At 45.5% G+C, this 21964-nt stretch carries 21 protein-coding genes; 12 read left to right on the top strand and 9 right to left on the bottom strand.

Features of this window, described 5'->3' with window-relative positions; all coding sequences use genetic code 11:
• The first annotated feature begins 126 nt into the window (after positions 1-126).
• From MTF70_RS06330 to MTF70_RS06320, 3 genes are read left to right on the top strand one after another with little or no spacing between them, the layout of a single operon-like run.
• On the top strand, positions 127-582 hold the full coding sequence (locus tag MTF70_RS06330) for a hypothetical protein (protein ID WP_005374384.1): 456 nt from the start codon (positions 127-129) through the stop codon (positions 580-582).
• Positions 583-587: 5 nt separating this feature from the next.
• Positions 588-1685 carry a GGDEF domain-containing protein gene (locus MTF70_RS06325; RefSeq protein ID WP_005383270.1) on the top strand — a complete coding sequence of 366 codons (1098 nt, stop codon included), beginning with the start codon at positions 588-590 and terminating at the stop codon, positions 1683-1685.
• Between the two features lie 24 nt (positions 1686-1709).
• Positions 1710-2099 (top strand): hypothetical protein, encoded by a 390-nt coding sequence (locus tag MTF70_RS06320; protein ID WP_005374387.1) that lies wholly within the window; start codon positions 1710-1712, stop codon positions 2097-2099.
• A gap of 93 nt (positions 2100-2192) precedes the next feature.
• On the opposite strand, the gene MTF70_RS06315 is transcribed toward MTF70_RS06320, so the two are convergent.
• The gene (locus MTF70_RS06315) at positions 2193-2996 is read right to left on the bottom strand and encodes a Cof-type HAD-IIB family hydrolase (RefSeq protein ID WP_053303993.1); all 804 of its coding nucleotides are present in this window, start codon (positions 2994-2996) and stop codon (positions 2193-2195) included.
• A 94-nt stretch (positions 2997-3090) separates the two neighbouring features.
• Entirely contained in the window at positions 3091-3978 is an 888-nt protein-coding gene (locus MTF70_RS06310; RefSeq protein WP_213885277.1) for a LysR family transcriptional regulator, read from the bottom strand.
• Positions 3979-4104: 126 nt separating this feature from the next.
• Between MTF70_RS06310 and MTF70_RS06305 the strand changes: the two genes are divergently transcribed.
• The 3 genes from MTF70_RS06305 (at position 4105) to MTF70_RS06295 (ending at position 7382) form a co-directional block, all read left to right on the top strand.
• Entirely contained in the window at positions 4105-4971 is an 867-nt protein-coding gene (locus MTF70_RS06305; protein ID WP_176311395.1) for an MBL fold metallo-hydrolase, read from the top strand.
• Positions 4965-5585, top strand: a complete 621-nt coding sequence (locus MTF70_RS06300) for a DsbA family protein (RefSeq protein ID WP_017633828.1) — start codon at positions 4965-4967, stop codon at positions 5583-5585. The genes MTF70_RS06305 and MTF70_RS06300 overlap by 7 nt, the downstream gene beginning before the upstream one ends.
• 117 nt (positions 5586-5702) lie before the next feature.
• Complete coding sequence (locus MTF70_RS06295) at positions 5703-7382, top strand: pseudouridine synthase (RefSeq protein WP_205461207.1); 1680 nt, start codon at positions 5703-5705, stop codon at positions 7380-7382.
• 97 nt (positions 7383-7479) lie between these two features.
• Here MTF70_RS06295 and MTF70_RS06290 read toward each other — a convergent pair whose 3' ends face one another.
• Entirely contained in the window at positions 7480-8820 is a 1341-nt protein-coding gene (locus tag MTF70_RS06290) for an MATE family efflux transporter (RefSeq protein WP_017633826.1), read from the bottom strand.
• 506 nt (positions 8821-9326) lie between these two features.
• On the opposite strand from MTF70_RS06290, the gene MTF70_RS06285 reads away from it, so the two are divergent.
• A complete protein-coding gene (locus tag MTF70_RS06285; RefSeq protein ID WP_054700526.1) occupies positions 9327-10475 on the top strand; it encodes a GGDEF domain-containing protein in 1149 nt (382 codons plus the stop codon).
• Between the two features lie 3 nt (positions 10476-10478).
• On the opposite strand, the gene MTF70_RS06280 is transcribed toward MTF70_RS06285, so the two are convergent.
• Positions 10479-10760, bottom strand: coding sequence for a hypothetical protein (locus MTF70_RS06280; RefSeq protein WP_005374405.1), 282 nt, complete (start codon positions 10758-10760; stop codon positions 10479-10481).
• 132 nt (positions 10761-10892) lie between these two features.
• Positions 10893-11177 carry a pyrimidine/purine nucleoside phosphorylase gene (locus tag MTF70_RS06275; protein ID WP_005383244.1) on the bottom strand — a complete coding sequence of 95 codons (285 nt, stop codon included), beginning with the start codon at positions 11175-11177 and terminating at the stop codon, positions 10893-10895.
• A gap of 328 nt (positions 11178-11505) precedes the next feature.
• Between MTF70_RS06275 and MTF70_RS06270 the strand changes: the two genes are divergently transcribed.
• Both MTF70_RS06270 and MTF70_RS06265 read left to right on the top strand, forming a co-directional pair.
• Positions 11506-12009 (top strand): DUF2850 domain-containing protein, encoded by a 504-nt coding sequence (locus tag MTF70_RS06270; protein WP_005374408.1) that lies wholly within the window; start codon positions 11506-11508, stop codon positions 12007-12009.
• Between the two features lie 369 nt (positions 12010-12378).
• Entirely contained in the window at positions 12379-14925 is a 2547-nt protein-coding gene (locus MTF70_RS06265) for a glycosyl hydrolase family 18 protein (protein ID WP_248393876.1), read from the top strand.
• Positions 14926-15093: 168 nt separating this feature from the next.
• Here the strand turns inward: MTF70_RS06265 and MTF70_RS06260 are convergent, their stop codons facing one another.
• Positions 15094-15951, bottom strand: coding sequence for an alpha/beta fold hydrolase (locus tag MTF70_RS06260; protein WP_248393868.1), 858 nt, complete (start codon positions 15949-15951; stop codon positions 15094-15096).
• 128 nt (positions 15952-16079) lie between these two features.
• The gene (locus MTF70_RS06255) at positions 16080-16670 is read right to left on the bottom strand and encodes a TetR/AcrR family transcriptional regulator (protein ID WP_017821036.1); all 591 of its coding nucleotides are present in this window, start codon (positions 16668-16670) and stop codon (positions 16080-16082) included.
• Positions 16671-16920: 250 nt separating this feature from the next.
• Here MTF70_RS06255 and MTF70_RS06250 point away from each other — a divergent pair, with 250 nt between their 5' ends.
• Together MTF70_RS06250 and nhaD are read left to right on the top strand one after the other, a co-directional pair.
• Positions 16921-17946, top strand: coding sequence for an acyltransferase family protein (locus tag MTF70_RS06250; RefSeq protein ID WP_205461208.1), 1026 nt, complete (start codon positions 16921-16923; stop codon positions 17944-17946).
• Between the two features lie 420 nt (positions 17947-18366).
• A complete protein-coding gene (gene nhaD, locus MTF70_RS06245) occupies positions 18367-19797 on the top strand; it encodes a sodium:proton antiporter NhaD (protein WP_205461209.1) in 1431 nt (476 codons plus the stop codon).
• 37 nt (positions 19798-19834) lie between these two features.
• Here the strand turns inward: nhaD and MTF70_RS06240 are convergent, their stop codons facing one another.
• Positions 19835-20230, bottom strand: a complete 396-nt coding sequence (locus MTF70_RS06240; protein ID WP_005374424.1) for a GFA family protein — start codon at positions 20228-20230, stop codon at positions 19835-19837.
• Positions 20231-20431: 201 nt separating this feature from the next.
• On the opposite strand from MTF70_RS06240, the gene MTF70_RS06235 reads away from it, so the two are divergent.
• Entirely contained in the window at positions 20432-21040 is a 609-nt protein-coding gene (locus tag MTF70_RS06235) for a YitT family protein (RefSeq protein ID WP_033907220.1), read from the top strand.
• Between the two features lie 72 nt (positions 21041-21112).
• Here MTF70_RS06235 and MTF70_RS06230 read toward each other — a convergent pair whose 3' ends face one another.
• Complete coding sequence (locus MTF70_RS06230) at positions 21113-21931, bottom strand: hypothetical protein (RefSeq protein WP_064376354.1); 819 nt, start codon at positions 21929-21931, stop codon at positions 21113-21115.
• Between the last annotated feature and the right edge of the window lie 33 nt (positions 21932-21964).

Raw genomic sequence — 21964 nt, 5'->3', positions numbered from 1 at the left:
GACAGTTATTTTTGAAACATAACGTATTATAAAATCTCATCCGGTTGGCTCTATAATTATAAATAAATTACCGCTAGCACCTTTGTCCTAGCTAAGAAAAAAGAATAAAACTCAAAAGGGCATATGATGAAAAAGATAGTCGCGCTAGGTCTGTTTTTTGTTGCGCCATTCTTGTCTGCAAATACGATCGTATTTAGTAGTAGCCAGCAGCCTAGTGTCATACTGGAACTGGAAGAGATCCAAGCTTTACCTACCACTAGCTACACGATGACATTGCCTTGGCTTCCTGCCTCGTCAGAGTTTTTAGGCGTTAAACTCAGCACGCTTCTTACACACGTCTATGGAAAGGTACCAGAGCAGGTTGATATCAGCAGCTTAAACGACTATCACTCGACATTGTCCCGACAAGATATTCTTCGATATCAACCAATACTGGCTTATCAACAAGATCAGAATTACATAAAAGTCAGGAATAAAGGCCCTTTCTGGGTGATATATCCACTCAATCTCTATCCAGAGCTAAACTACAATAAATATCATGCGCAAATGGTATGGCAAGTAAATGAAATAAAAGAAAAATAATAAGAATGAAGTTATCAGAACCCTATTCTAAGAAACAAAGAATATTGCAATATTCTACCACCAGCAAAATGCTGCTGGTGGTGTTTGCCGTTTCTTTGCTTCTCGCGAATGTCGTGCTTTTACAGCAAACACGTTCACTCTCACAAAATTTTAATAACGAACAAAAACAAGCGACTTGGTTTTTATTCCAACTCTCCAAAGAACTATCAGAACTTGTCGGCGAGGCCAGACGGTTAGATGAAAACGTATTGAATATTGATGGTGCAGAGCTTCAATACGAGTTAGCGTGGAGTCGCTTTGACTTATTGACCAGTAGCACGAAAGCCAATAAGTTCTTTTCTCGGAACAACATGCACCTTTACTTCATTAACCTTTTTGAAGAGTTCAAAGAGCTAGAAAAACAACTAGTAGAAGCTAGAACAGGTGATAGCCAAGCTGCTGCTGCATTTTATCGTTCAACTCAAACACTATATTTAGGCTTAATAGACTTCGTTAATCAAAACTTCCGTCTAAGCAGTAAAGCTTATGAAGCACAAAAAGGTCAAACCCAGCGCTTAATGCAAGCACAATATATGTTGTTTGCGACGTTCGTTTTGTCGATTATCTCTCTAACTTATTTCTTTTATCGTGAATCCCATTTTCATAGAAAATTGGCGCTAAGCGACCCTTTGACGAACCTAGGGAACCGCAATGCACTATTCATAACCCTAAACAAATTTACTCAAGAAAAAAGGCCCTTTTCTCTCTGGATTCTAGATTTAAATGGTTTTAAAGAAGTCAACGACACACACGGACACCAAGTTGGCGACACTGTACTGCGGGAAATCGCTAGGCGGCTTAATTCTATGGCACTCAATGATTTTACTGTTTATCGCATGGGAGGAGATGAGTTCGCGGTTATCCTTGAAGGTGAACATCTCAATGAAGAGAACGTACGTGAGCAGATAAATACCGTCTTTGATGCACAAATATTAAACTCCGATAAAGTCTCAACACTTTCAACAAGCATGGGCTTAGCGCAATACCCTAAAGACAGTGACAATGTTGACTTTCTTATCAGCATAGCGGATAAGCGCATGTACAAAATGAAATTTCAACGTTAAACGGTATATATGATGAGAAAGTTCATGCAAGTACTGCTTCTACTGGCAGTCATTGCGGCAGGTGTGTTGGCTTGGGTATTTATTCCATCGCACGAAACCATCGGGCAAAAAACGCTTGAGCAGGCACTCAACGACGACTACAGCCTCGTTGGACATCGAATCTACTCAACCGATCCGGATGCTGGCAACCGATTCGGCTACTTCGTATTGGCAACGGGCCAGAGCATTGAAGAGCAAGAGCCGTTTTTGGTCACTTCGGATCAGTTTATTCGCATGGAGAAAACGGGTGATAATACCTTGTCTGTGACCGTCAATGGCCGTATTTACCATTATCATAACGACTTGTGGGTGCCAAAATCAGACGGGAAATTGCAACACTTTTTAGTCAGTGCAACCGCCAAGTACGTACGCTAAAACGGGAACCTTACTCCCCCCAAAAAAACAAAGCCCCGCATACACTGCGGGGCTTTTTACGTGAAGAAGAAAATAACATCGAAAGAATGAGCGTTACTTCGCTAATACTTTCTCTTTAATCACTTTGAGTACCCCAGCCTCTTGGTTGCTTGGCGCAGAATAACGAGCAATTTTCTTAATCTCTTCGTGCGCGTTGGCAACCGCGTACGAATGCTCACTGACTTGCAGCATTTCGAGGTCATTGAGGTAATCACCAAACGTCATGGTTTCTGCCGGAGTAAAATTCATCGTCTCTTGAAGATGCTGAATGGCCGCACCTTTAGAGGCCTCGGCATTCATCACATCCAGCCAGATTTTTGCACTCACCACGACTTTATGCGTTGCGCCAAACTTAGCGTTCATGGTCGGAAACAGGAGCTCTTCCGAACCGTCAAAGTGACAAATTGCTACCTTAATAAACTCGTCTTCGACCTCAAGCAAATCCGGCACATATTCACAGCGGTGGTAGTACTTTTGAAATTCTTCCAGCGATTGCTGATCATGCGTTTCGATGTACGCCGAGCGCTTGCCACACAATACGATGTTCGCCCCGTCAATCTCACGAGCCGCTTTCACAATCTCCAACACTTCCGCTTTAGGAATGGTACAACTGTAGAGCTCTTTGTCTTGGTACATCACCAAGGTGCCGTTTTCAGCCACATACAACAGTCTGTCTTTGATTGGCGCGAACGTGTCTCGCAGGCTGTAATACTGACGACCAGACGCAGCGGAGAACAAAATACCTTGCTCTTCCAGTTGCAAAAACAGATCGAAAAACTCCGGATCCAAACGACCGTATTGGTCAAGCAATGTGCCATCCATATCGGAAGCAATAAATTTGATGCGAACTTGTGACATTAACTAAAACTCTAAATGACGCTGCGAAAATATATCCATGTAAGGTACAGGATCTTGTATGAATCTCAAGTCGGGATGACGACGCCTATCGCGATTACCAAGGATGCTGTTTAAAGTAATCTTCACTGTGATCGATGAAAGCTCTCACCGCAGGAGACAAGTGTTTACGTGATGAATACAGCGCGTAAATGTTGAGATCATTTGGCTTCCAATCCGGCAACACCGACTCAAGCTGACCCGATTTGAGATAGATATTGCTCAAGTAAGTTGGCAACATCGAAATACCCATGCCTTGTAAAGCGCCATGCAATAACGCCGTGGCCTCATTGCTGGTTAGGCGACACTCAATTCCCACCGATTCGAACTGGTCGCCCTGAGACAAATGCCACACGTGGCGCTCAAAGTTTTTGTATCCCAAACAGTCGTGTGAAGATAAATCTCGCGGATGCGCGATCGCGTGGTGAGTTTGTAAATATTGCGGTGATGCTACCAACACCGATTCGCACACCGCAATCGGCTTACCAATCAAAGAAGGATCGGGATCTGACGCAATTCGGATCGCCAGATCGATGCGTTGTTCGGTTAGATCACTCACTGAATCTTGCAGATCTATGTCGATATGCACTTTGGGGTGCTTTTGCATAAAACTGTTTACTACGGGGATCAACTGTGAGAATCCAAATGAAGTACTAGACGCAAGACGGATTTTTCCGGACAGCTCACCATCAACGGCAATGTTCGACGTTAATGTATCGGCCTGTTTTAACCAGCGCTCAATCTGAGGCAAGCTGCGCTCCCCTGCGGTGGTGAGGGACACCTTGCGCGTGGTGCGGTGTAACAAACGAGTTTGCAGCCAGTTCTCCATCGCCTCTACATAACGAGTTACCATTGGCCGAGACATGTCTAACCGCTCGGCGGTCGCGGTAAAACTGCCAGAATACACCACATCTACAAATACTCTTGCTGCCGTTACTCTATCCATACATTTGCTCGAAATAAGAAATAGTGATGCACATTATTGTGTATTTTTCCGAGCGTATCAATTTCCTAATATAGCTCCCGTTCCCAAGCCATCGTCGCTTGGCCCCAAATTCTTTAGGAGCTTATTATGAAAAAATTCACTTTGATTACTGCATCCATTTTAATGGCAAGCCCTGTTCTAGCGGCAAACCACTCTCCCCTTACTCTTGAGGTTTACAACGCCGACGGTAACAGCTTCCACGTTAACTCAACCTTGGTATACGGTGAGACTGACGCCATGGTTATCGACACTGGATTCACCAAAGCTGACGCGATGCGCATTGCCGCTAAAGTGCTGGACTCAGGCAAAACACTTAAAACCATTTTTATCAGCCAAGCGGACCCAGATTACTACTTTGGCGCAGAGGCCTTACACCAACAGTTCCCTGATGCGCAGATCATCACAACGCCTGCGGTTCAAAAAATTATTAAAGAGAAATTGGCTGGAAAGCTGGCGTACTGGGGACCAAAGCTTGGTGCAAACGCACCGGTAAAACCAGTGATCCCTGTCGCGTACGATAAAGCATCATTAGAGCTAGAAGGTCATAAGATTGAAATCCGTGGTAACCATGGCACATCAGCACACCGCCCTTACCTATGGATTCCAGATAACAAAGCGATTCTAGGTAACGTAGCCGTGTACTCAAACGTACATTTGTGGATGGCAGATGCCGCAGACCAAACCGCCATCAATGCTTGGGAGCAGCAACTTAGCGAGATGCTTGCGCTTAAACCTCAAGTGGTCATTCCTGGTCACATGAAAGCAGGCACAAAGCTGAACGCAGACACCATTCGCTACTCGCAACAATACTTGCAGGATTTTCAGCAAGCGAAAAAACACAGCAATAACAGCGTTCAACTCATTGACACCATGTCTGCGAAATACCCAGAAGCTCAATTGCCAATCGCGCTAGAAATCGGTGCGAAAGTGCATACTGGTGAAATGTCATGGTAACCGTGCATTACTTCTTCGATCCCATGTGTGGTTGGTGCTACGGGGCATCACCACTCATCGAAGCCTTGATGGACACCTCTCAATTTAAGGTAGAGCTTCATCCCGGCGGTATGATTGAGAAACGCGCGATTGAACCTGAATTTCGTCAGCACATCATCAACAGTGACGCTCGTATTGCAACCGAAACCGGAGCGACGTTTGGTGAAGCATATCTGCAACGCGTGAAAAGCGAAGATGCGTTTGTTCTTGATTCTTATCTACCAACACAAGCGATCTTGAGTGCGGAAAAAATGGGGCTGAATCCATGGCACATGCTAAAGGCCATCCAATCTGCGCATTATCAGCTCGGGTTAAAAGTGAATGAAGCATCGACGCTCAAAGCCATTGCAGAATCGCTAGGTTTAGCAAGTGATGCGTGGGAGCAAAACATGGCGTTAAGCGAAGCCGAACTAGATGAGAGAATTCGCTCTAGCCGACAATTGATGCGACAGTTACACGTTGGTGGTTATCCAACCCTGATTGCAGAAGTAAATGGCGAGTACTTGACCTTGCCGCACTCGGCCTACTACGACAAACCGGCACAGTGGAAGCTTGCATTACAAAAACTGCGATAAGCTCTTCCCCACTCGCTCTTGTTCTTAATCCAAGAGCGAGTGCCAACACCGACATGGCAATCTTGACTCAAACAGGTACAATCCTCGCTCGATTTTTTACTCTCGCGGATACCCACCATGCACTCGCCTGAACATTGTTTTACTCGTTTTACTGCTGATATTTCTGGCTATGAATTGCCAACGCAGTTTACGTTTCCGTTCTACTACACGCCGCATCCTCTTTGCGTTATGGCCGCAAAGCAATTGCAACAGCACTTATTAGCGCAAACCGACTTCGAACACGATTTTGGTTTGGTTAATGAAGAAACGGGGCGAGGCAAAATGTTTGGCGTATTACTAGTAGAAAGCCCTCAAGGCGATCTCGGCTTTTTAAGTGCGTTTTCTGGCAAAATTGCTGACCAAAACTTGATTCCAGGATTTGTCCCTCCTGTGTACGACATGCTGACCGATGAAGGCTTCTTCCGCGCAGAAACGGATGCCATCAACGCCGCCAATGCGGAGTACAAAACCTGTGCCGCGAATCCGGAATTAGCGGATCTTAAAGCGCAAATCCAAGCCGACCGAGCCGCTTATCAGCAAGAGGAGCAAACACAGCGCCAAGTGATGATTGATGGCCGAGCAGCACGCAAGCGACAGCGCCAACAGGGCGAGCAAACGCTCAATGCCGATGACCTCAAAATCTTGTTGGATGAGTTGGGTAAACAAAGTGTCGCCGAGAAAAACGTTCTCAAATACTTAAAGCAAGCGTGGGATGAAAAGCTTGCAATCAAAGAAGCGCGATTGGCCGAGTTAGAGCAGCAACTTGCTCATCTGAAAGAGCAGCGCAAGACACTCTCCAACGCTTTGCAGCACAAACTGCATAAACAATACCGCTTTCTAAACAACCATGGCGAAGCACGCGACTTGGTGGACATTTTTGCGGACACCACAAACCCAGTCCCACCAGCAGGTGCGGGGGAATGTGCTGCGCCAAAACTGCTTCAATACGCGTTTAAACACGAATTCAAACCGCTGGCGCTGGCAGAATTTTGGTGGGGTGTGTCGCCAAAGTCTGAAGTTCGCCAACACAAAAAATTCTACCCATCGTGCAACAGCAAATGTCAGCCGATTTTAGGCCATATGATGCAAGGGCTGGACGTCGAACCCAACCCATTAGCGGAGAATTGGGCAGAAGACAAAGAACTAGAGATAATCTACCAAGACGACGCTATGGTCGTCGTCAACAAGCCCTCGGGCTTACTTTCAGTGCCTGGTAAAACTATCAAGGACTCTGCTTATACGCGCCTACAAGCGATGTACCCTGATGTGGAAGGGCCGTTTGTGATTCATCGCCTCGACATGGCGACCTCTGGCATTTTGGTGTTTGCCTTAACCAAGCGCGCGAACAAAAGTCTGCAAAAACAGTTTATGGCTCGCGGCGTAAAAAAACGTTATATGGCACTGCTCGAAGGCGTATTAAACGAGCCTGAAGGGGAAATTTCACTGCCAATGCGTGGTGACCCCGACGACCGCCCACGTCAACTGGTGTGTTTTGAACACGGGAAACATGCAGAAACCTACTGGCAACTGATTGAAGTCAAAGATGGACGCAGCAAGGTATACATGTATCCGAAAACAGGGAGAACTCACCAACTACGTGTACACAGTGCTCATCACATGGGGTTAAACATGCCGATGGTTGGTGATGGTTTATACGGCGAAAAAGCGAATCGCTTGCACCTGCATGCTGAGATGCTAGAGCTGGATCATCCATACAGCAAAGAGCGCATGGTGTTCAAAGCTGAGTGCGAATTCTAACGTCTTCCCGATTTTAAATAACAAAAAGGCACTGACTAACAGTGCCTTTTTTGTTTTCTAACAACAGAATAAGCGTGATGCGCAATACCGAAAACCGTTAGCTCACCTTAAACTTGGTCCACACCTGAGAGCGCCAACGTCTTGCCATGATGATACCACGTACCCATTCATCGAGTGCGATTGCCATCCAAGCCCCTAAAACGCCATAACCCAAGTGGATGCCAAAGATGTAAGAGAAAAGCACGCCTAATCCCCACATACTCAAAATCCCCATTTGCACTGGGAACTTGATGTCACCCGCGCCTTTGAGCCCCGCGATAAAAATCAGGTTAAACACACGTCCGGCTTCGAGCAAAATTGAGCCCATGACTAACGAGCTTGCCAATGCGAGTATTTCCGGTTGATCGGTAAACACGCGTAGAATCTCTTCTCTAAACAGGTAAATCAGTGTGGTTGCCGCCGTTGATGCCACAAACCCCACTAAGAAGTAGATTTGTACGCGTTTTAAAATGCTACTCACCCAACCTTTACCGATGTAGTAACCGGTCTGAATTTGCGCAGCCTGACCAATTGCCAGCGCGAAAGCAAACGAGAAACGGGCAATGTTTTGCGCATAAGTGAAAGCCGCTAACGATGCCGTCCCCATTTGCACCACAAAGTACACAATGCAGATTTGCGCCACGTTGTAAGACAGCACTTCACCCGCGTTCATACCGCCGATTTTTAAGATTTTTTTGTAAATCTCTGCCGGTACTTGTTTCATAGTCGACATTGGTAGTTCAATGCTACTGCGAGCGAGAATAAACCATAACATTAACGTACCGATGACTTGGCTGACGACGGTTGCTATTGCCACGCCTTGCACACCATACACAGGTAAACCGAATGGCTGGTAAAGCGCAATATAGTTACCAATGATGTTGAACACACCCGAGATCAAATTCACCACCATTGGGGAACGTGAATAACCATGACTACGCAGAATAGTTGTAAAAACAACGCCAATCGTAACGTTAAACGTCATCGCACCGCTTATCAGCAGATATTCATGAGCGTACTGCTCAACTTGCGCTTCCAAGCCGTAATACGGGAGTAGATATATCGCACCAAGCACGGCAATCACACTCAATAGCACACCGACGAGCACAGACAACGCAATACTCGCAACACCAACGCTCACTGACTCTTGCTCGCGTCCAGCGCCATTGTATTGGGCAATCAAAATCCCCGTACCGCTACTGACAAACGTCGAAACGATGATTAAAAAGAAGGTAATCTGCGTGATCACACCAACAGCGGATACGGCTTTGTCTGAGTAGCCACTCAGCATGAACACGTCACTGGTTCCTAAAGCCGTCCGTAGCAAAATTTCGACAAGAATTGGCCAAGCTAATGCCACGATGGACATTCGTTGGTTGATGTTTTGGCTTTTAGGCATGCTTGTAACCTTTCCTACAACTAAAAACTGCCTCACAATTTTGTGAAGCAGTTTAAAAATAGTGACTCGAACGAAGCTCGATATGAGGTTGTGATTTAGCGCGGATTCTAGTCGCATATTGGTCATAACGACAACAATATTTCGCCCTGTTTCGGAAAAATATTTCTAATGCATTTTCGAAACGACATATGCCTTGACGATACGTAGAGCAGAGATTGGTGAACAATACTCTCAATCAACGAGCACCGAACAGAATTAGGATAATCAATATAAATGCGTCTAACTAGATACATTACTTTGAGTTATCAGTCCAACCATATAGAGCTATGAAGAACCGTCATGAAAACCTGCATGCGCCACCATTCCTCTTTGAACACTCGCACCAAATCACACTGATGGCTTTGCACTAAAAATGACTGATATCACATTTGGAAACTTTGTTGTTCTATTTATCGCGAAAATACCGCCTAGAATAAGCGTACACGTTAATTAAGCAAGGATACGTAATGTCGACATTGGCTGGGGCGCGCTTAGAAGAAATGGCGGACATCCGTTCAACAAGAAAAAAGAAAATTGTCTTTTTATGCTCCAGTATCGCCGCTGCCTGTTTAACTTATGGTTTCATTGCTCAATCACTTGAGAATAACTGGGGTTTAAGCTTTTTCCATGCTTTGTGTGCCTTGGCATGCTTAGCAATCAGTTATGTAATAAAAGTCCAGCGGCACCATCAATACGCCGACTTATGGCTAAGTGCTGTCTTAATGTTCGAAGGGTTATTGTTACTTCTGTATAACGACGCTCCGTCAGGCAAGATGCTATGGCTATATCCTATTGTCGCCACTCTGGTATTAATTAATGAGTTTAAGGTCGGTCTGTTGTTCAGTGGCACCTACATTTTACTGATCTTTTTTGGGGTCGCTTTTTTAGATCGACTGCCAACAGCCACAGAAATCATAGAGCGGAGATTGATGCTGACCCTGATAGCGACCGCGTTTGTGTGTCACACGTTCTCGTATTACTACACGAAAGTCCTCAATTACATTCAAACACTGTATCGTGAGGGGATTGAGGAGTTAGCATATTTTGACCAGCTCACTGGGCTTGCCAATCGCTGGAGCTTTGAGACTTGGGCGCGCGCAAAGCTCGATGAAATCAAGCACTCATCTGATGACAGCATCACCGCATTGGTCTTTCTCGATATCGATAACTTCAAGCACATCAACGACACCTACGGGCACGATATTGGTGACCAAGTACTTCAAGCCTTCGCCACTCGATTAAAAAATAACATTCGCAACAAAGACAGAAAAACCGATAAACATGACTACTCCATCGCTCGATTTGCGGGCGACGAGTTTGTAATTATGCTTTACGATGTAAAAAGTAAAGATGACCTCGACAGCATCCTAAAACGGATCGTGAATCTGTTTCCGACAGGTTACCGAAGCTACGATATGATTAACGAGTTAACGATGAGTGTAGGTGCTGCTATCTATAAGCAAGATGCAAAGGATTTGTCTGAATTGACTCGATGTGCAGATAAAGCAATGTACGCAGCTAAACATACTGGTAAAAACCAGTACGCCTTTTATGAGCACTGCAATACGGAAGAACAGTCAACATCTGATGCACCAGCGGTACCAGAAGCTTGCTAATGACTAAGCGAACACATGCATCACCCAAAGCCCCACAACGAGGAATACGATTAACCACACTACTTGCAACGTTCTGTTCGGCTTGTCTTGCTGACGAGTGGGGTGATCTTTAAACGCACGGCCCTTCATTTTGCCCATTAAGCTCTTTCCTAGAGCACGTCGATAAAATTCACGTCTCTTATGAGCGGCATTGGCAACTTCGGTAAAGCGCTGTCTTTGCTCATTGGTGAGATCTTTGTCCTCGTAACGAGGAGGGAGATCAGAATGCTTGCGTTGTACTGCCATCACTTCCTCCCTGGTCGATGGGTACATTTTTATTAAGTATATACCCAAATAACCAAAAAGATGCGTTATAAGTGAAGCACATAGACGAAAAAACCACCCGAAGGTGGTTTTATGACGAGCAACAAATGAACGCTAGAAGTACTCACATAAATACGCAGTCGCTTCTTTCACTTGAAGCTCAAATGAAGAATTACCTTCCACTTCAAAAAACTCACCACTTTGATAAGTCGTCCAATCGCTCTCGCCAACACGCTTGACCACAAGCGCACCTTTTACAACCGTCATACGCTCTGGTGCTTGAGTACCAAACGTGTACTCACCAGGAAGCATCACACCAACGCTAACATCCTGATCTTTCTGGTTAAAGCCTAGTGATTTTACACTACCAGCAAAATAGCTATTTTCCTTAATATTCATTATTGGTTTCCTTATCAAAAGTCCGCTCTTTTTTACCTTGTTTCTTTCCGTTACTCAAGCTTTGAAAGCCATTAAACTCAACGTAGTAACGCACATCCTTTGCTACTGAGCGAGAACCTCTTTTCGCGAGGATTAATCAGGCGACCTAAACCGAGCAAGAAAAACTGCGAAGTAATGAATGTGAGCAAACAACAAAACCATCAATAAGATGTGTATCTGAATGTAAAAGTGGACATTAGATCATAGTTTCGTCGTCTCAATGGCGGGATTGTTTGTTTTTAAAAAGGAAGGTTTCCACCATGTTAAAAAAGTGGAGAAAATTAGATCTATGACGGACTCGACTCGCCGAAGGCGAAAAGCACGACAAGAACCAAAACTTTCATTTTTGGCTCGCCACCAATCCAAAATCCTCAAGAGTACATTTGTCTGCTTCGGGATGGGTCTGTTGACGTTTTTTGGCTATCAAATCCACCTCTCCTATCAAGACCACATTGATCCGGAAAAGGTGTACGGCGAATGGATTGAGATTGGCGCGCCACCCTACCAAACAGAACGTCTCGTTTTCACTGAAGATGGGGTATACCGAAACCATCGACTTATTACGACGGAATTTGAATTCGATGGCAAGGTCATCACGTTGAATACCGGATTAGGAAAGACCGCGTATCAGATCTCGGGCTCTCATCTTTCACCTCAAATACGCCGTATTGAGCCTCTTATTCCAGATCAGCGATTCATTCGTAAAGGATTTGAGCATACCGTTCAGGGCTCAGAAACCGGCGCAGCCTCTAAACGTCGCGCCGCGTTGAGTGAACACTTCAGCCGTGACTAATACGTCTTCACGGCTATTTTTCCTTTCAATTCTCTTTCTATATCAATGAAACAAAACCTTAATAAACAACAAAATAAGGCCTTCATCGCATTTAACTAACTCGTTACTGAGTAAACAATAATTTTAGTTTCTGCTGAGATTTTATAAATTATTGACTCAGTCTGACACTTTCTGTGTAACAGAGTGCGAGTTTTAGTTAAGTTCTCTCAAGTGCCTCGAAAACCGTCTTAATTTTTTTTGACGAAAAAAAACTCTCTGAAATGCTGAGTGTGATGCTTTTGCACGTGGAGTAAATCCAATCATCTTATCTGGTGCAAGAGCAGCCTATGTTCTAGGTAGAACATGAATCCAAGGATTGAGAGAGAAGTTATGATTCGATTTAACCTATGTGCAGCTGGAGTTGCTTTAGCGCTATCAGGTGCTGCAGTTGCGGCTCCAACCGCACCAAGTATCGATATGTACGGTTCCAACAACCTTCAGTTTTCTAAAATTGAACTCGCGATGGAAACCACGTCAGGCTACTACGACATGGTGAAATACCATGAGCAAGCGAAGATCACTGTTAAATTTAACCAGTGGAGTGGCACACCTGGTGACACTTACAACGTCTATTTTGATGGTGTAAAAGTAGCAAGCGGCCCTATCACTGGTAGCCAAACGACAGCTTCGTTTGAATACGGCCAAGGTGGCTTATACCAAATGGAAATCGAAGCATGTGATGCGACAGGTTGTGCGAAAAGCGCACCAGCTGAAATCACGATTGCAGATACCGATGGTTCTCACCTGAAGCCACTAACGATGAATGTTGATCCAAACAACAAAACCTACAATACCGATCCAAGCGTCGTGATGGGTACGTATTTTGTTGAATGGGGCATCTATGGCCGTGACTACACCGTCGATAATATGCCGGTCGACAACTTGACTCACATCCTTTACGGTTTTATCCCAATTTGTGGCCCAAATGAGTCTGTGAAGTCTGTTGGCGGCAACAGTTTCAATGCGCTACAAACTGCTTGTACAGGTGTGCCTGATTATGAAGTCGTTATCCATGACCCTTGGGCTGCTTATCAGAAGAGCTTCCCACAAGCTGGTCATGAATACAGCACGCCTATCAAGGGTAACTACGCAATGCTAATGGCATTGAAACAACGTAACCCTGATCTAAAAATCATCCCATCGATCGGTGGTTGGACACTGTCTGACCCATTCTTCGATTTCGTGGACAAGAAAAACCGAGACACATTCGTCGCATCAGTTAAGAAGTTCCTGAAAACTTGGAAATTCTACGACGGTGTTGATATCGACTGGGAATTCCCTGGCGGCGGCGGTGCAGCAGCCGATAAGGGCGACCCTGTAAACGATGGCCCAGCATACATCGCACTGATGCGTGAACTGCGCGTAATGCTTGATGAATTAGAAGCTGAGACAGGCCGTACTTACGAGCTAACGTCCGCTATCGGTGTCGGTTACGACAAGATTGAAGACGTAGACTACGCAGATGCGGTGCAGTACATGGATTACATCTTCGCAATGACTTACGACTTCTACGGCGGTTGGAACAACGTTCCTGGTCACCAGACTGCGCTTTACTGTGGTTCATTCATGCGTCCTGGTCAGTGTGACGGTAGTGGCGTTGATGAGAACGGCGAACCGTACAAAGGTCCTGCTTACACAGCAGATAACGGCATCCAACTTCTTCTTGCTCAAGGCGTTCCTGCAAACAAGCTAGTACTTGGTACAGCAATGTACGGTCGTGGCTGGGAAGGCGTAACTCCAGATACGCTAACCGATCCAAACGACCCAATGACAGGTACTGCTACAGGTAAACTGAAGGGCAGCACAGCACAAGGTGTTTGGGAAGATGGCGTAATTGACTACAAAGGCATTAAGTCATTCATGCTAGGTGCAAACAACACTGGTATTAACGGCTTCGAGTACGGCTACGATGCACAAGCAGAAGCACCATGGGTATGGAACCGTACTACGGGCGAGTTGCTCACATTTGATGACCACCGTTCAGTGCTAGCAAAAGGTAGCTACGCGAAGTCTCTTGGTCTTGCTGGTCTATTCTCTTGGGAAATTGACGCGGATAACGGTGACATTCTAAACGCGATGCACGAAGGTATGGCTGGTGGTGTGGTTCCTCAACCAAACCGTAAGCCAACCGCAGCCGCTGGCGCAGATCAATCGGTAACAGGTCCTGCAAATGTGGTTCTAGATGGCAGCCTGTCAAAAGACTCTGACGGCACCATCGCAAGCTACGCTTGGGAACAAGTATCTGGCACAGCAGTGGCACTAACAGGTGCAAACTCAGCGAAAGCAAGCTTTGATGCAGCAGAAGTTACTGTTGAAGAGCAATTAACTTTCAAGCTGACGGTGTCTGATAACGAAGGTGCAACGGCATCTGACCTCGTTGTAGTAACAGTGAAACCAGCAGGTGTTGTTGACCCAGTGAACAGCGCACCAATAGCGCAAGTTGTTGCTCCAGCAACAGCAAACGCTGGTGACGTTGTGGTTGTAGATGCATCTGCGTCTAGCGATGCAGACAACGATACCCTGACATTCAACTGGACTCTACCTCAAGGTCTGAATGCAACGGTTGAAGGCTCCAAAGTCACGTTCACTGCTGCGGAATACCCGCAAGACACAAGCTTAAGCTTCACTGTAAGTGTGAGCGACGGTAAAGCGTCTTCATCGGCAAGCGCGACAGTGGTTGTTGCACAGCACACAACCGATCCGAACCCTGGTACTTGTGACAACGCATGGGATGCGAGCGCAGTGTACACAGGTGGTAACCAAGTGACTCACGCAGGTAAAACGTGGGAAGCGAAATGGTGGACTCAGGGTGACGATCCTAGCCAATCTGGCGAATGGGGCGTTTGGAAAGAAGTTGGCGTAGCTAACTGTAACTAATTTCAGCCTTGCAGACTTTCTGCTAAATAAACAAAGGACAGCTTCGGCTGTCCTTTTTGGATTTAACCTCTTAACGAGGAGAGCAACACCAGAGACGAAAAAATCTGAGGTGTTACTTTCAAATCGAATTAGCGCAAAACGGAGCGAGTCAATCAGTAAAAGTAAGGGTTACCAAGCACTATCGAGCAAACGGTCAAAACTACTGAAGACTTGCTCACACTTCATCACTCTACCATGCCCCTGACCTTGTGTTGTCACTAACTCAACGTTTTTAATCTCTTCAGCCGCTTTTGCCGAGACACTGTATTTGGTGAACTTGTCTTGCTCATCATGAATAATAATGGTGTGAGACGGACGCTCAGACAAACGCTTCATCGGTTCAATGGACTGTAACGGATAACCAAATTGGTCTTCAACTTCTGAAACCACAGCATTAAAAAGCTTCATCGAGTAACCGGAACGTGCAATGCTACCGAATAAGTTCTCTACGTAATTTAATACCGGAGCAATAAGCAGCAAAGGCTTGTTTTCTAATTTACTGTGCCTACACTCAAGAGCAGAAGCGGTGCCCATGCTGTGCCCAACTAGGCCAACAATATCCTCGACCGTATCCAACACATCTTCTAATCCTCTGACAAACCCCGGAATGTGCCCATACTGCCCCTCACTCTCACCATGTGCCGGATGATCGTACGCCAAAGCAGTAAACCCTTTCGACGCAATATGTTCCATCAGTGGATAAAACTGACTTGCCGTTCCAGACCAACCATGAGTTAGCACCCAAATAGGTCCAGAGCCCAAAGTATAGGTTTTGATGATGCCTGCATGCCCTTTAATTTCACCTTTGATAAGCCCTTGAGGCTCAATATTTTTAGGTTGCGTACGAGCCGGTGTCAGAAGAAGCTTGCGCGCGGTCTTCTTTGCATGTGACGGGGCCAGTGTATGGTGTAACCGAGTACTAATATTCACCAAACTGCGCTTAATACTGAAACGTTGCGATGTATTAAAGTAAATTTTTTCACTCATAATCATGTCCTTAACTACCAGCTTTGCACAAAATAGAACGGTCGTGCTTTTTACGCTGATAAGAAAGAGCGAACTCAGCCGCTCTTTGTGATTTTATGTCTACGAATCTGGGAAGCGAATAACCGATATTAGCCTTTCCAGCGAGAAAATAAGTTGTCGATCCCTTGCCAAAACAGACGCAAGCTTTCTTGCTCACCTTTAATTGAGTAAAAAACATGCGCACTCAAATAGAGACCGTACAAATCAAACGTTGCTTGGCGTGTATCTAAGTCTGCTGAAAATTCTTGCTTCTCTTTGCCTTTCGCTATTTGGATCTCCAAATAGCTCAGCCAAGTGTCTATGGATTTACGCAGTCCGGCCTGAAGCGGGCAATCTTTATCTGCCGTATCATTCCAAGCGTCAAGAAACATACAACTTCCTTGGAATGCGTGATTCCAAGTCATCCAAGAGTCGAGCAACCCTCGAATTTTACGCTCGATATTGCCATCCCCGAGTTCTCGAGCAGGCTCAATAACCCGATCAGCGAACACTTTATTGGCGTGATCAAGCACCGATAGCTGTAAATTCAACTTCGAATTAAAGTGGGCAAACAGACCACTTTTCGACATACCGCATTGCTTGGCTAACTCTCCAATCGTAAGACTTTCTAATCCGTCTTCGCTGGCGATCTCAAAAGCCCGCTGCAGAATAAACTCTTTTGTCACTTTTCCTTTTTGCATAGTCTTATTTTTAGCACGATCGTTCTTTTTTGCAATCTCGAGTTAACTGGTCTAACCATTATTCAGTGCTATTTTCGACTCACGAATCAGGTATTGATTGCGTTAATAGGTTAATAATTAAGAAGTTTGAAGTAAGTCTTAATTTTCAAAACAGCTTCAATGTAAGCGCAAGTCTGTTGACTTTTTCACGCATTACTTCAGTAACAACCTGCTATTTTCACCTAAGTTTTTTATTTAGGTAAACAATGTAATGGCAAAGAAACAAAAAATAGCCAGCTTAGAGTTTGCACGTATCATTGCGATGCTTGCGATTGTGGGTTTGCATTGCCAGATGGCACTGACGTACTGGCAGTGGGATGGGATACCATGGGTTGGCTATATGCTCAACCAACTGGCTCGTTTTGCTGTTCCGCTGTTCTTTCTCATCTCGGGTTATCTAATCCAGCCGAAGTTGAGTCACTCACCTATCGATACTCTTAAGAACTACGCCAAACCGTTAATGAAGGTTTGGCTCATTTGGAGCATGATCAGTTTACTGATGCCATTCCAATGGCAGACGGTCGCTGAGGCTGGGTATCTCGCCGAAAGGCAAGGTTATTGGGGGTACTTAATGTCAACCCCGATCAATTCACTCATCGAAGGCGGACTCGTTCATCTGTGGTTTATTCCGGCTCTGGTCATTGCCGTAGCGTTAATTGCCTTTCTCGTGCATATCAATATGGTGCAACTGATACTGCCAACTGCAGTATTGCTATACATATACGGGGTCTTTGCTGGCAGTTACGCGACCATTACCGACCTGCCAGCGCCTTTCTTTACTCGTAATGGGCCTTTTTTCAGCACGTTGCTAGTTGTTCTGGGTTATTTCGCACGAGAAGCGCAGTGGCGGTGGTCGCGAAACAATACGGTTCGATGCATTATTCTTGGCATGGCACTGCATTTTGGTGAAGCTTACTGGCTGATGCAACATGACATCGCTTTCAACTCGCACGACTTCCTATTCGGTACCGTTATCTGGGCTGTAGGTGTCTTTATGTGGCTTTTGGCTCACCCTCATTTTGGCGACATGCCTTGGGTCTTCAAACTATCTCCTAGCGTGTTAGGGATATATGTTAGCCATCTGCTTATCATAATTGTCATGATGAATGTCGCTGGATTTATCGGGCTGCAACACCTCGCGAAAGATGTGTTTATCTATCCTGCAACGATTGTTGCAACCATACTGCTTGTGAAAGCAATTGACACTTCACCGTTGAAAAAATGGCTCCTACGCTAAATGCATTCAGCTCTAGATATAGCTAGCTTTAACTCAAAAGGGTTAGAGCTAGACAGTTAAAAATGAGATTTCTCTCTCACTGACCAATTTTTGACTTTCTAATCCTTCAGAATTTGCTTTCACTCACAAAAAACATTGTTCATTTCCTTTAAATTGGCTCGACTATTACAACATTGCTCATTAAACGGAGGCTGTATGTGGGCAGGTCAAGGACTCGTTCCTTTTTTAGAGATTAGTCACTGGTTAACTTACGGTTTATATGCCGCTGCGGTTTTATTCGGCGCAGCAAGCATTGCGTCACTCAGAAAATAGTGGCGCACACTATCATTTCCTAACTCCTACTGTTAATTCGAGCTCTCTCACAACTAACTCATTCATTTGTGGCTAATATTTCTCCAACCAGACAAAGGAGAAATGTCTATGCCAATCTATCCAATTGTGGCTTTCTGCTGTTTGTTGTTCTCTAGCGCCACCTTTGCTGCATCAACCAATGAACTGAATCTTGTTAATTCTGGTGTCGGTTACGCGGCTCTGATTATCTTTTCGATCGCTTACATACTGGTTATGTTGGAAGAGTATCTGAAAATGAGAAAATCCAAGCCAGTGCTGCTCGCTGCAGGGTTAATTTGGATTCTGATTGGCTACACCTTTGCTCAGCACAACCAGCCTGAAATCGCCAAATCCGCACTAGAACACAACTTGTTGGAATATGCCGAGTTGCTGCTGTTTTTGCTCGTGGCGATGACTTACATCAACGCAATGGAAGAACGCAAACTCTTCGATGCCTTACAAGCGTGGATGGTCGGTAAAGGTTTTGGATTCAAAAAGTTGTTCTGGCTGACGGGGTTTCTCGCTTTTGTCATTTCACCGATTGCCGATAACTTAACTACGGCCCTTTTGATGTGCGCTGTAGTGATGAAAGTCTCTGGTGATAATCCTAAGTTCGTCAATCTTGCTTGTATCAACATTGTTATCGCAGCCAACGCTGGCGGTGCATTCAGCCCATTTGGGGATATTACAACCCTGATGGTGTGGCAAGCCGGTCATGTCAGCTTTGCTGAGTTCATTCCGTTGTTTGTACCGTCATTGGTGAACTACTTGGTTCCCGCGTTTTTGATGTCACTGTTTGTTCCAAACACAAAACCGAATACGATTCACCAACACGTTGAGCTAAAACGCGGGGCAAGGCGTATTGTCGCATTATTCATTCTGACGATTGCCACCGCAGTCTCTTTCCATGCTGTGCTGCACTTCCCACCCGTTATAGGCATGATGATGGGCTTGGCGTACTTACAGTTTTTCGGATATTTTTTGCGCCAAACTCTCAAACACTCACTCGCAAAAAAAGCAGCTATGGCAATTGCCAATGGCGATGATCAGGCATTGAAGCGCTTAGGCTCAGTGGTTCCGTTTGATGTGTTTCATCGTGTGTCTCGAGCCGAATGGGACACCTTGTTGTTCTTCTACGGTGTTGTAATGTGTGTTGGCGGTTTAAGTTTACTTGGCTACCTCGAACTGGTTTCAAACGTCATGTACACGCAATGGAACCCTGTCTGGGCAAACGTAATGGTTGGTGTCCTATCTGCAATCGTCGATAACATTCCGGTTATGTTTGCTGTACTGACCATGGAACCAAGCATGTCGATGGGCAACTGGCTACTGGTCACATTAACCGCAGGTGTCGGGGGCAGTTTGCTTTCCATTGGCTCCGCGGCAGGCGTCGCTTTAATGGGAGCCGCGCGTGGACAATACACCTTCTTTGGCCACCTAAAGTGGGCTCCCGTCATCGCCTTGGGTTATGCCGCCAGTATTGCGGTACACTTGTGGATGAATAGCGGTTTATTTACTTAAAAGCACCGACAATCAGGTACTTAACTTGCAACACAACCTAGCGGTCGGATGGATGGTTAACGCCATCCATCACTTCAATCGCTCCCAACTCATATGGGTTGACGCCCTCTAAGCAGCCGACATTATAGCCATACTCACTCGGGTCAGAACGACGCTGATGGTGCGTATAAATACCGCACTCGCCACAGAAAAAGTGCTTCGCAGTGTGTGTATTAAATTGATACTGCTTCAAGACGTCTTCGCCTTGCATAATACGAATACCGTTCAAAGGTACAGATGCGACAATCGCGCCACGACGTCGACACATAGAACAGTCACACCGTCTCGGTTTCTCAATACCATTGGGTAACGCCAGTTCCAGCTCAACTTTTCCACAGTGACAACTCAGTCGATGTAATGTGCTGATTTGGGTGTTGCCAACTTTCTTAATCATAACTTTTCCTTGTTGTTTTTCTATCTGTGTACATTATGTTAAACAGGTTAATATCATCATAATCTCGTCCAAAAACTCGACATCCATCACTTTTCGCGACATTTTATTGGCCGATTTGTTAGTTGCTATTTTGGCGACTGTCTATCGCGTCCGTGAGACGTGTTATCTCCGGCGCGGTTTTTAAACCAAGGAAATTAATTTATGGACAAAGATCATAGCCTAAGAGAGAACCTCTTGGCTCTGACGCTCGGCAGTGCGTTGGTGTCACTTGGGGTGATATTTTTTAGCAAAGTAGGATTGCTCACTGGCGGTACGGCTGGTTTGGCGATCTTCCTAACCAAAGTGAGTGACTTCAGTTTTGGTCAGATATTTTTCGCGCTTAACCTCCCTTTTTATATTTTATCTGTGATGCGCATGGGTTGGCGCTTCACTATCAATACCTTTATTGCGGTTTCGATTGTCTCTTTTGCGGTCGATCATCTGCATCATGTGATTGAGATTTCACGAATCGAACCTTTCTATGCGGCACTTTTGGGTGGTGGGCTGATTGGAATCGGTATGTTGGTAATTTTCCGTCACAAAATGAGTTTGGGTGGCTTTAACATTCTAGCGTTGTACCTTCAGGAACGTTTTGGAGTTCGAGCGGGTAAAGTTCAAATGGCGTTAGATTGTGCCATCGTGGTGATGTCACTGTTGATTGTAGATGTGCACCTTATCGCTCTATCTGTTCTAGGTGCCATCGCTACGAACTTGATTTTGGCGATGAACCATAAACCAGGACGATACCAAGCAAAAGCGCAAGCAGCATAATCATCGCTGCATAGTCAACAACCCTAAAGCCCCCAGCCAGTCGCTCGGGGCTTTTTTCATTCAACGCGAAGATCACGTCAACGAGCTCGTTTTGCAGTGCTGCTGCATCTCTTCATCCAATTTAGCTTTATATTTCTGGCTAAGATGGAAGTGTACTTGCATCAGCAAGTCATGTGCGTGGAACAGCTCAAGCGCGTCGCTACCATGTTGCTGACAAATATCTTCACAGCGCTCAGCATGCACTTTGGCTTCTTGCGGTTTATCCGCTTTAAGCAAGCTCATCGCTAAGCGATACTCTGCGCGCTCTTCTTGCATCCAACCCCCAGCCACTTTCCAATAGTCTAGCGCGAGTGTTGCTGCTTCTAACATCTTCGATTTTTCCATGGACGTGCGCTCAGCCAGCGCTTCGTACTGACATGCTAAGTTGTTTGCAGTGATCGCTATAGCGCGCGCTAATGGCCCTTCTGCATCGTTCGGCGTCATTCCTAACGCTGCTTTCACCAACCATTGACTCGCCAGTTCAAGCTGAGCAAGTGCAGAAAGTTCATTCGAAATCAAAGCGTAAACTCGGCGTTGTTCTTGCTCTTCCAATAATTCCATATTGTCAGTGCCATCTACGAAATAGCGCGCAACGGCAATACTGCGTTGAAATGCCAAACTCTCAGCAACCTTGCGTTCATCAAAGTGCTCTAAACAAGTAAGAAACTGTTCTGGGCACTGGAGATGCCCAATAGCGGTATGCAGCATCAATGCGAATATTCGCTCGATTTGGGTAACGTCTTCCACCTCGCTCAGAGCCGTTTCTAGCTGAGCATAAACTTGTTCGGGATTTTCCTCGTGATGCTGCCAACACTCACTCATGAAGGCATCAAAATCCGTTTTGAAAGGCATGTCCTTATTGTCCTTTTTCTATTCGTATAACGA

This window comes from Vibrio sp. 2CM40D, assembly GCF_023161825.1.
Lineage (GTDB): Bacteria > Pseudomonadota > Gammaproteobacteria > Enterobacterales > Vibrionaceae > Vibrio > Vibrio alginolyticus.
The sequence above is the reverse complement of the archived record's forward strand: the minus strand, read 5'-3'. Positions and strand labels throughout refer to the sequence as shown.

Bases quoted from the DNA above. Each gene is read 5' to 3' on its own strand.
- MTF70_RS06330 (WP_005374384.1), top strand. From the start codon at position 127: ATGAAAAAGATAGTCGCGCTAGGTCTGTTTTTTGTTGCGCCATTCTTG.
- MTF70_RS06325 (WP_005383270.1), top strand. From the start codon at position 588: ATGAAGTTATCAGAACCCTATTCTAAGAAACAAAGAATATTGCAATAT.
- MTF70_RS06320 (WP_005374387.1), top strand. From the start codon at position 1,710: ATGCAAGTACTGCTTCTACTGGCAGTCATTGCGGCAGGTGTGTTGGCT.
- MTF70_RS06315 (WP_053303993.1), bottom strand. From the start codon at position 2,996: ATGTCACAAGTTCGCATCAAATTTATTGCTTCCGATATGGATGGCACA.
- MTF70_RS06310 (WP_213885277.1), bottom strand. From the start codon at position 3,978: ATGGATAGAGTAACGGCAGCAAGAGTATTTGTAGATGTGGTGTATTCT.
- MTF70_RS06305 (WP_176311395.1), top strand. From the start codon at position 4,105: ATGAAAAAATTCACTTTGATTACTGCATCCATTTTAATGGCAAGCCCT.
- MTF70_RS06300 (WP_017633828.1), top strand. From the start codon at position 4,965: ATGGTAACCGTGCATTACTTCTTCGATCCCATGTGTGGTTGGTGCTAC.
- MTF70_RS06295 (WP_205461207.1), top strand. From the start codon at position 5,703: ATGCACTCGCCTGAACATTGTTTTACTCGTTTTACTGCTGATATTTCT.
- MTF70_RS06290 (WP_017633826.1), bottom strand. From the start codon at position 8,820: ATGCCTAAAAGCCAAAACATCAACCAACGAATGTCCATCGTGGCATTA.
- MTF70_RS06285 (WP_054700526.1), top strand. From the start codon at position 9,327: ATGTCGACATTGGCTGGGGCGCGCTTAGAAGAAATGGCGGACATCCGT.
- MTF70_RS06280 (WP_005374405.1), bottom strand. From the start codon at position 10,760: ATGGCAGTACAACGCAAGCATTCTGATCTCCCTCCTCGTTACGAGGAC.
- MTF70_RS06275 (WP_005383244.1), bottom strand. From the start codon at position 11,177: ATGAATATTAAGGAAAATAGCTATTTTGCTGGTAGTGTAAAATCACTA.
- MTF70_RS06270 (WP_005374408.1), top strand. From the start codon at position 11,506: ATGACGGACTCGACTCGCCGAAGGCGAAAAGCACGACAAGAACCAAAA.
- MTF70_RS06265 (WP_248393876.1), top strand. From the start codon at position 12,379: ATGATTCGATTTAACCTATGTGCAGCTGGAGTTGCTTTAGCGCTATCA.
- MTF70_RS06260 (WP_248393868.1), bottom strand. From the start codon at position 15,951: ATGAGTGAAAAAATTTACTTTAATACATCGCAACGTTTCAGTATTAAG.
- MTF70_RS06255 (WP_017821036.1), bottom strand. From the start codon at position 16,670: ATGCAAAAAGGAAAAGTGACAAAAGAGTTTATTCTGCAGCGGGCTTTT.
- MTF70_RS06250 (WP_205461208.1), top strand. From the start codon at position 16,921: ATGGCAAAGAAACAAAAAATAGCCAGCTTAGAGTTTGCACGTATCATT.
- nhaD (WP_205461209.1), top strand. From the start codon at position 18,367: ATGCCAATCTATCCAATTGTGGCTTTCTGCTGTTTGTTGTTCTCTAGC.
- MTF70_RS06240 (WP_005374424.1), bottom strand. From the start codon at position 20,230: ATGATTAAGAAAGTTGGCAACACCCAAATCAGCACATTACATCGACTG.
- MTF70_RS06235 (WP_033907220.1), top strand. From the start codon at position 20,432: ATGGACAAAGATCATAGCCTAAGAGAGAACCTCTTGGCTCTGACGCTC.
- MTF70_RS06230 (WP_064376354.1), bottom strand. From the start codon at position 21,931: ATGCCTTTCAAAACGGATTTTGATGCCTTCATGAGTGAGTGTTGGCAG.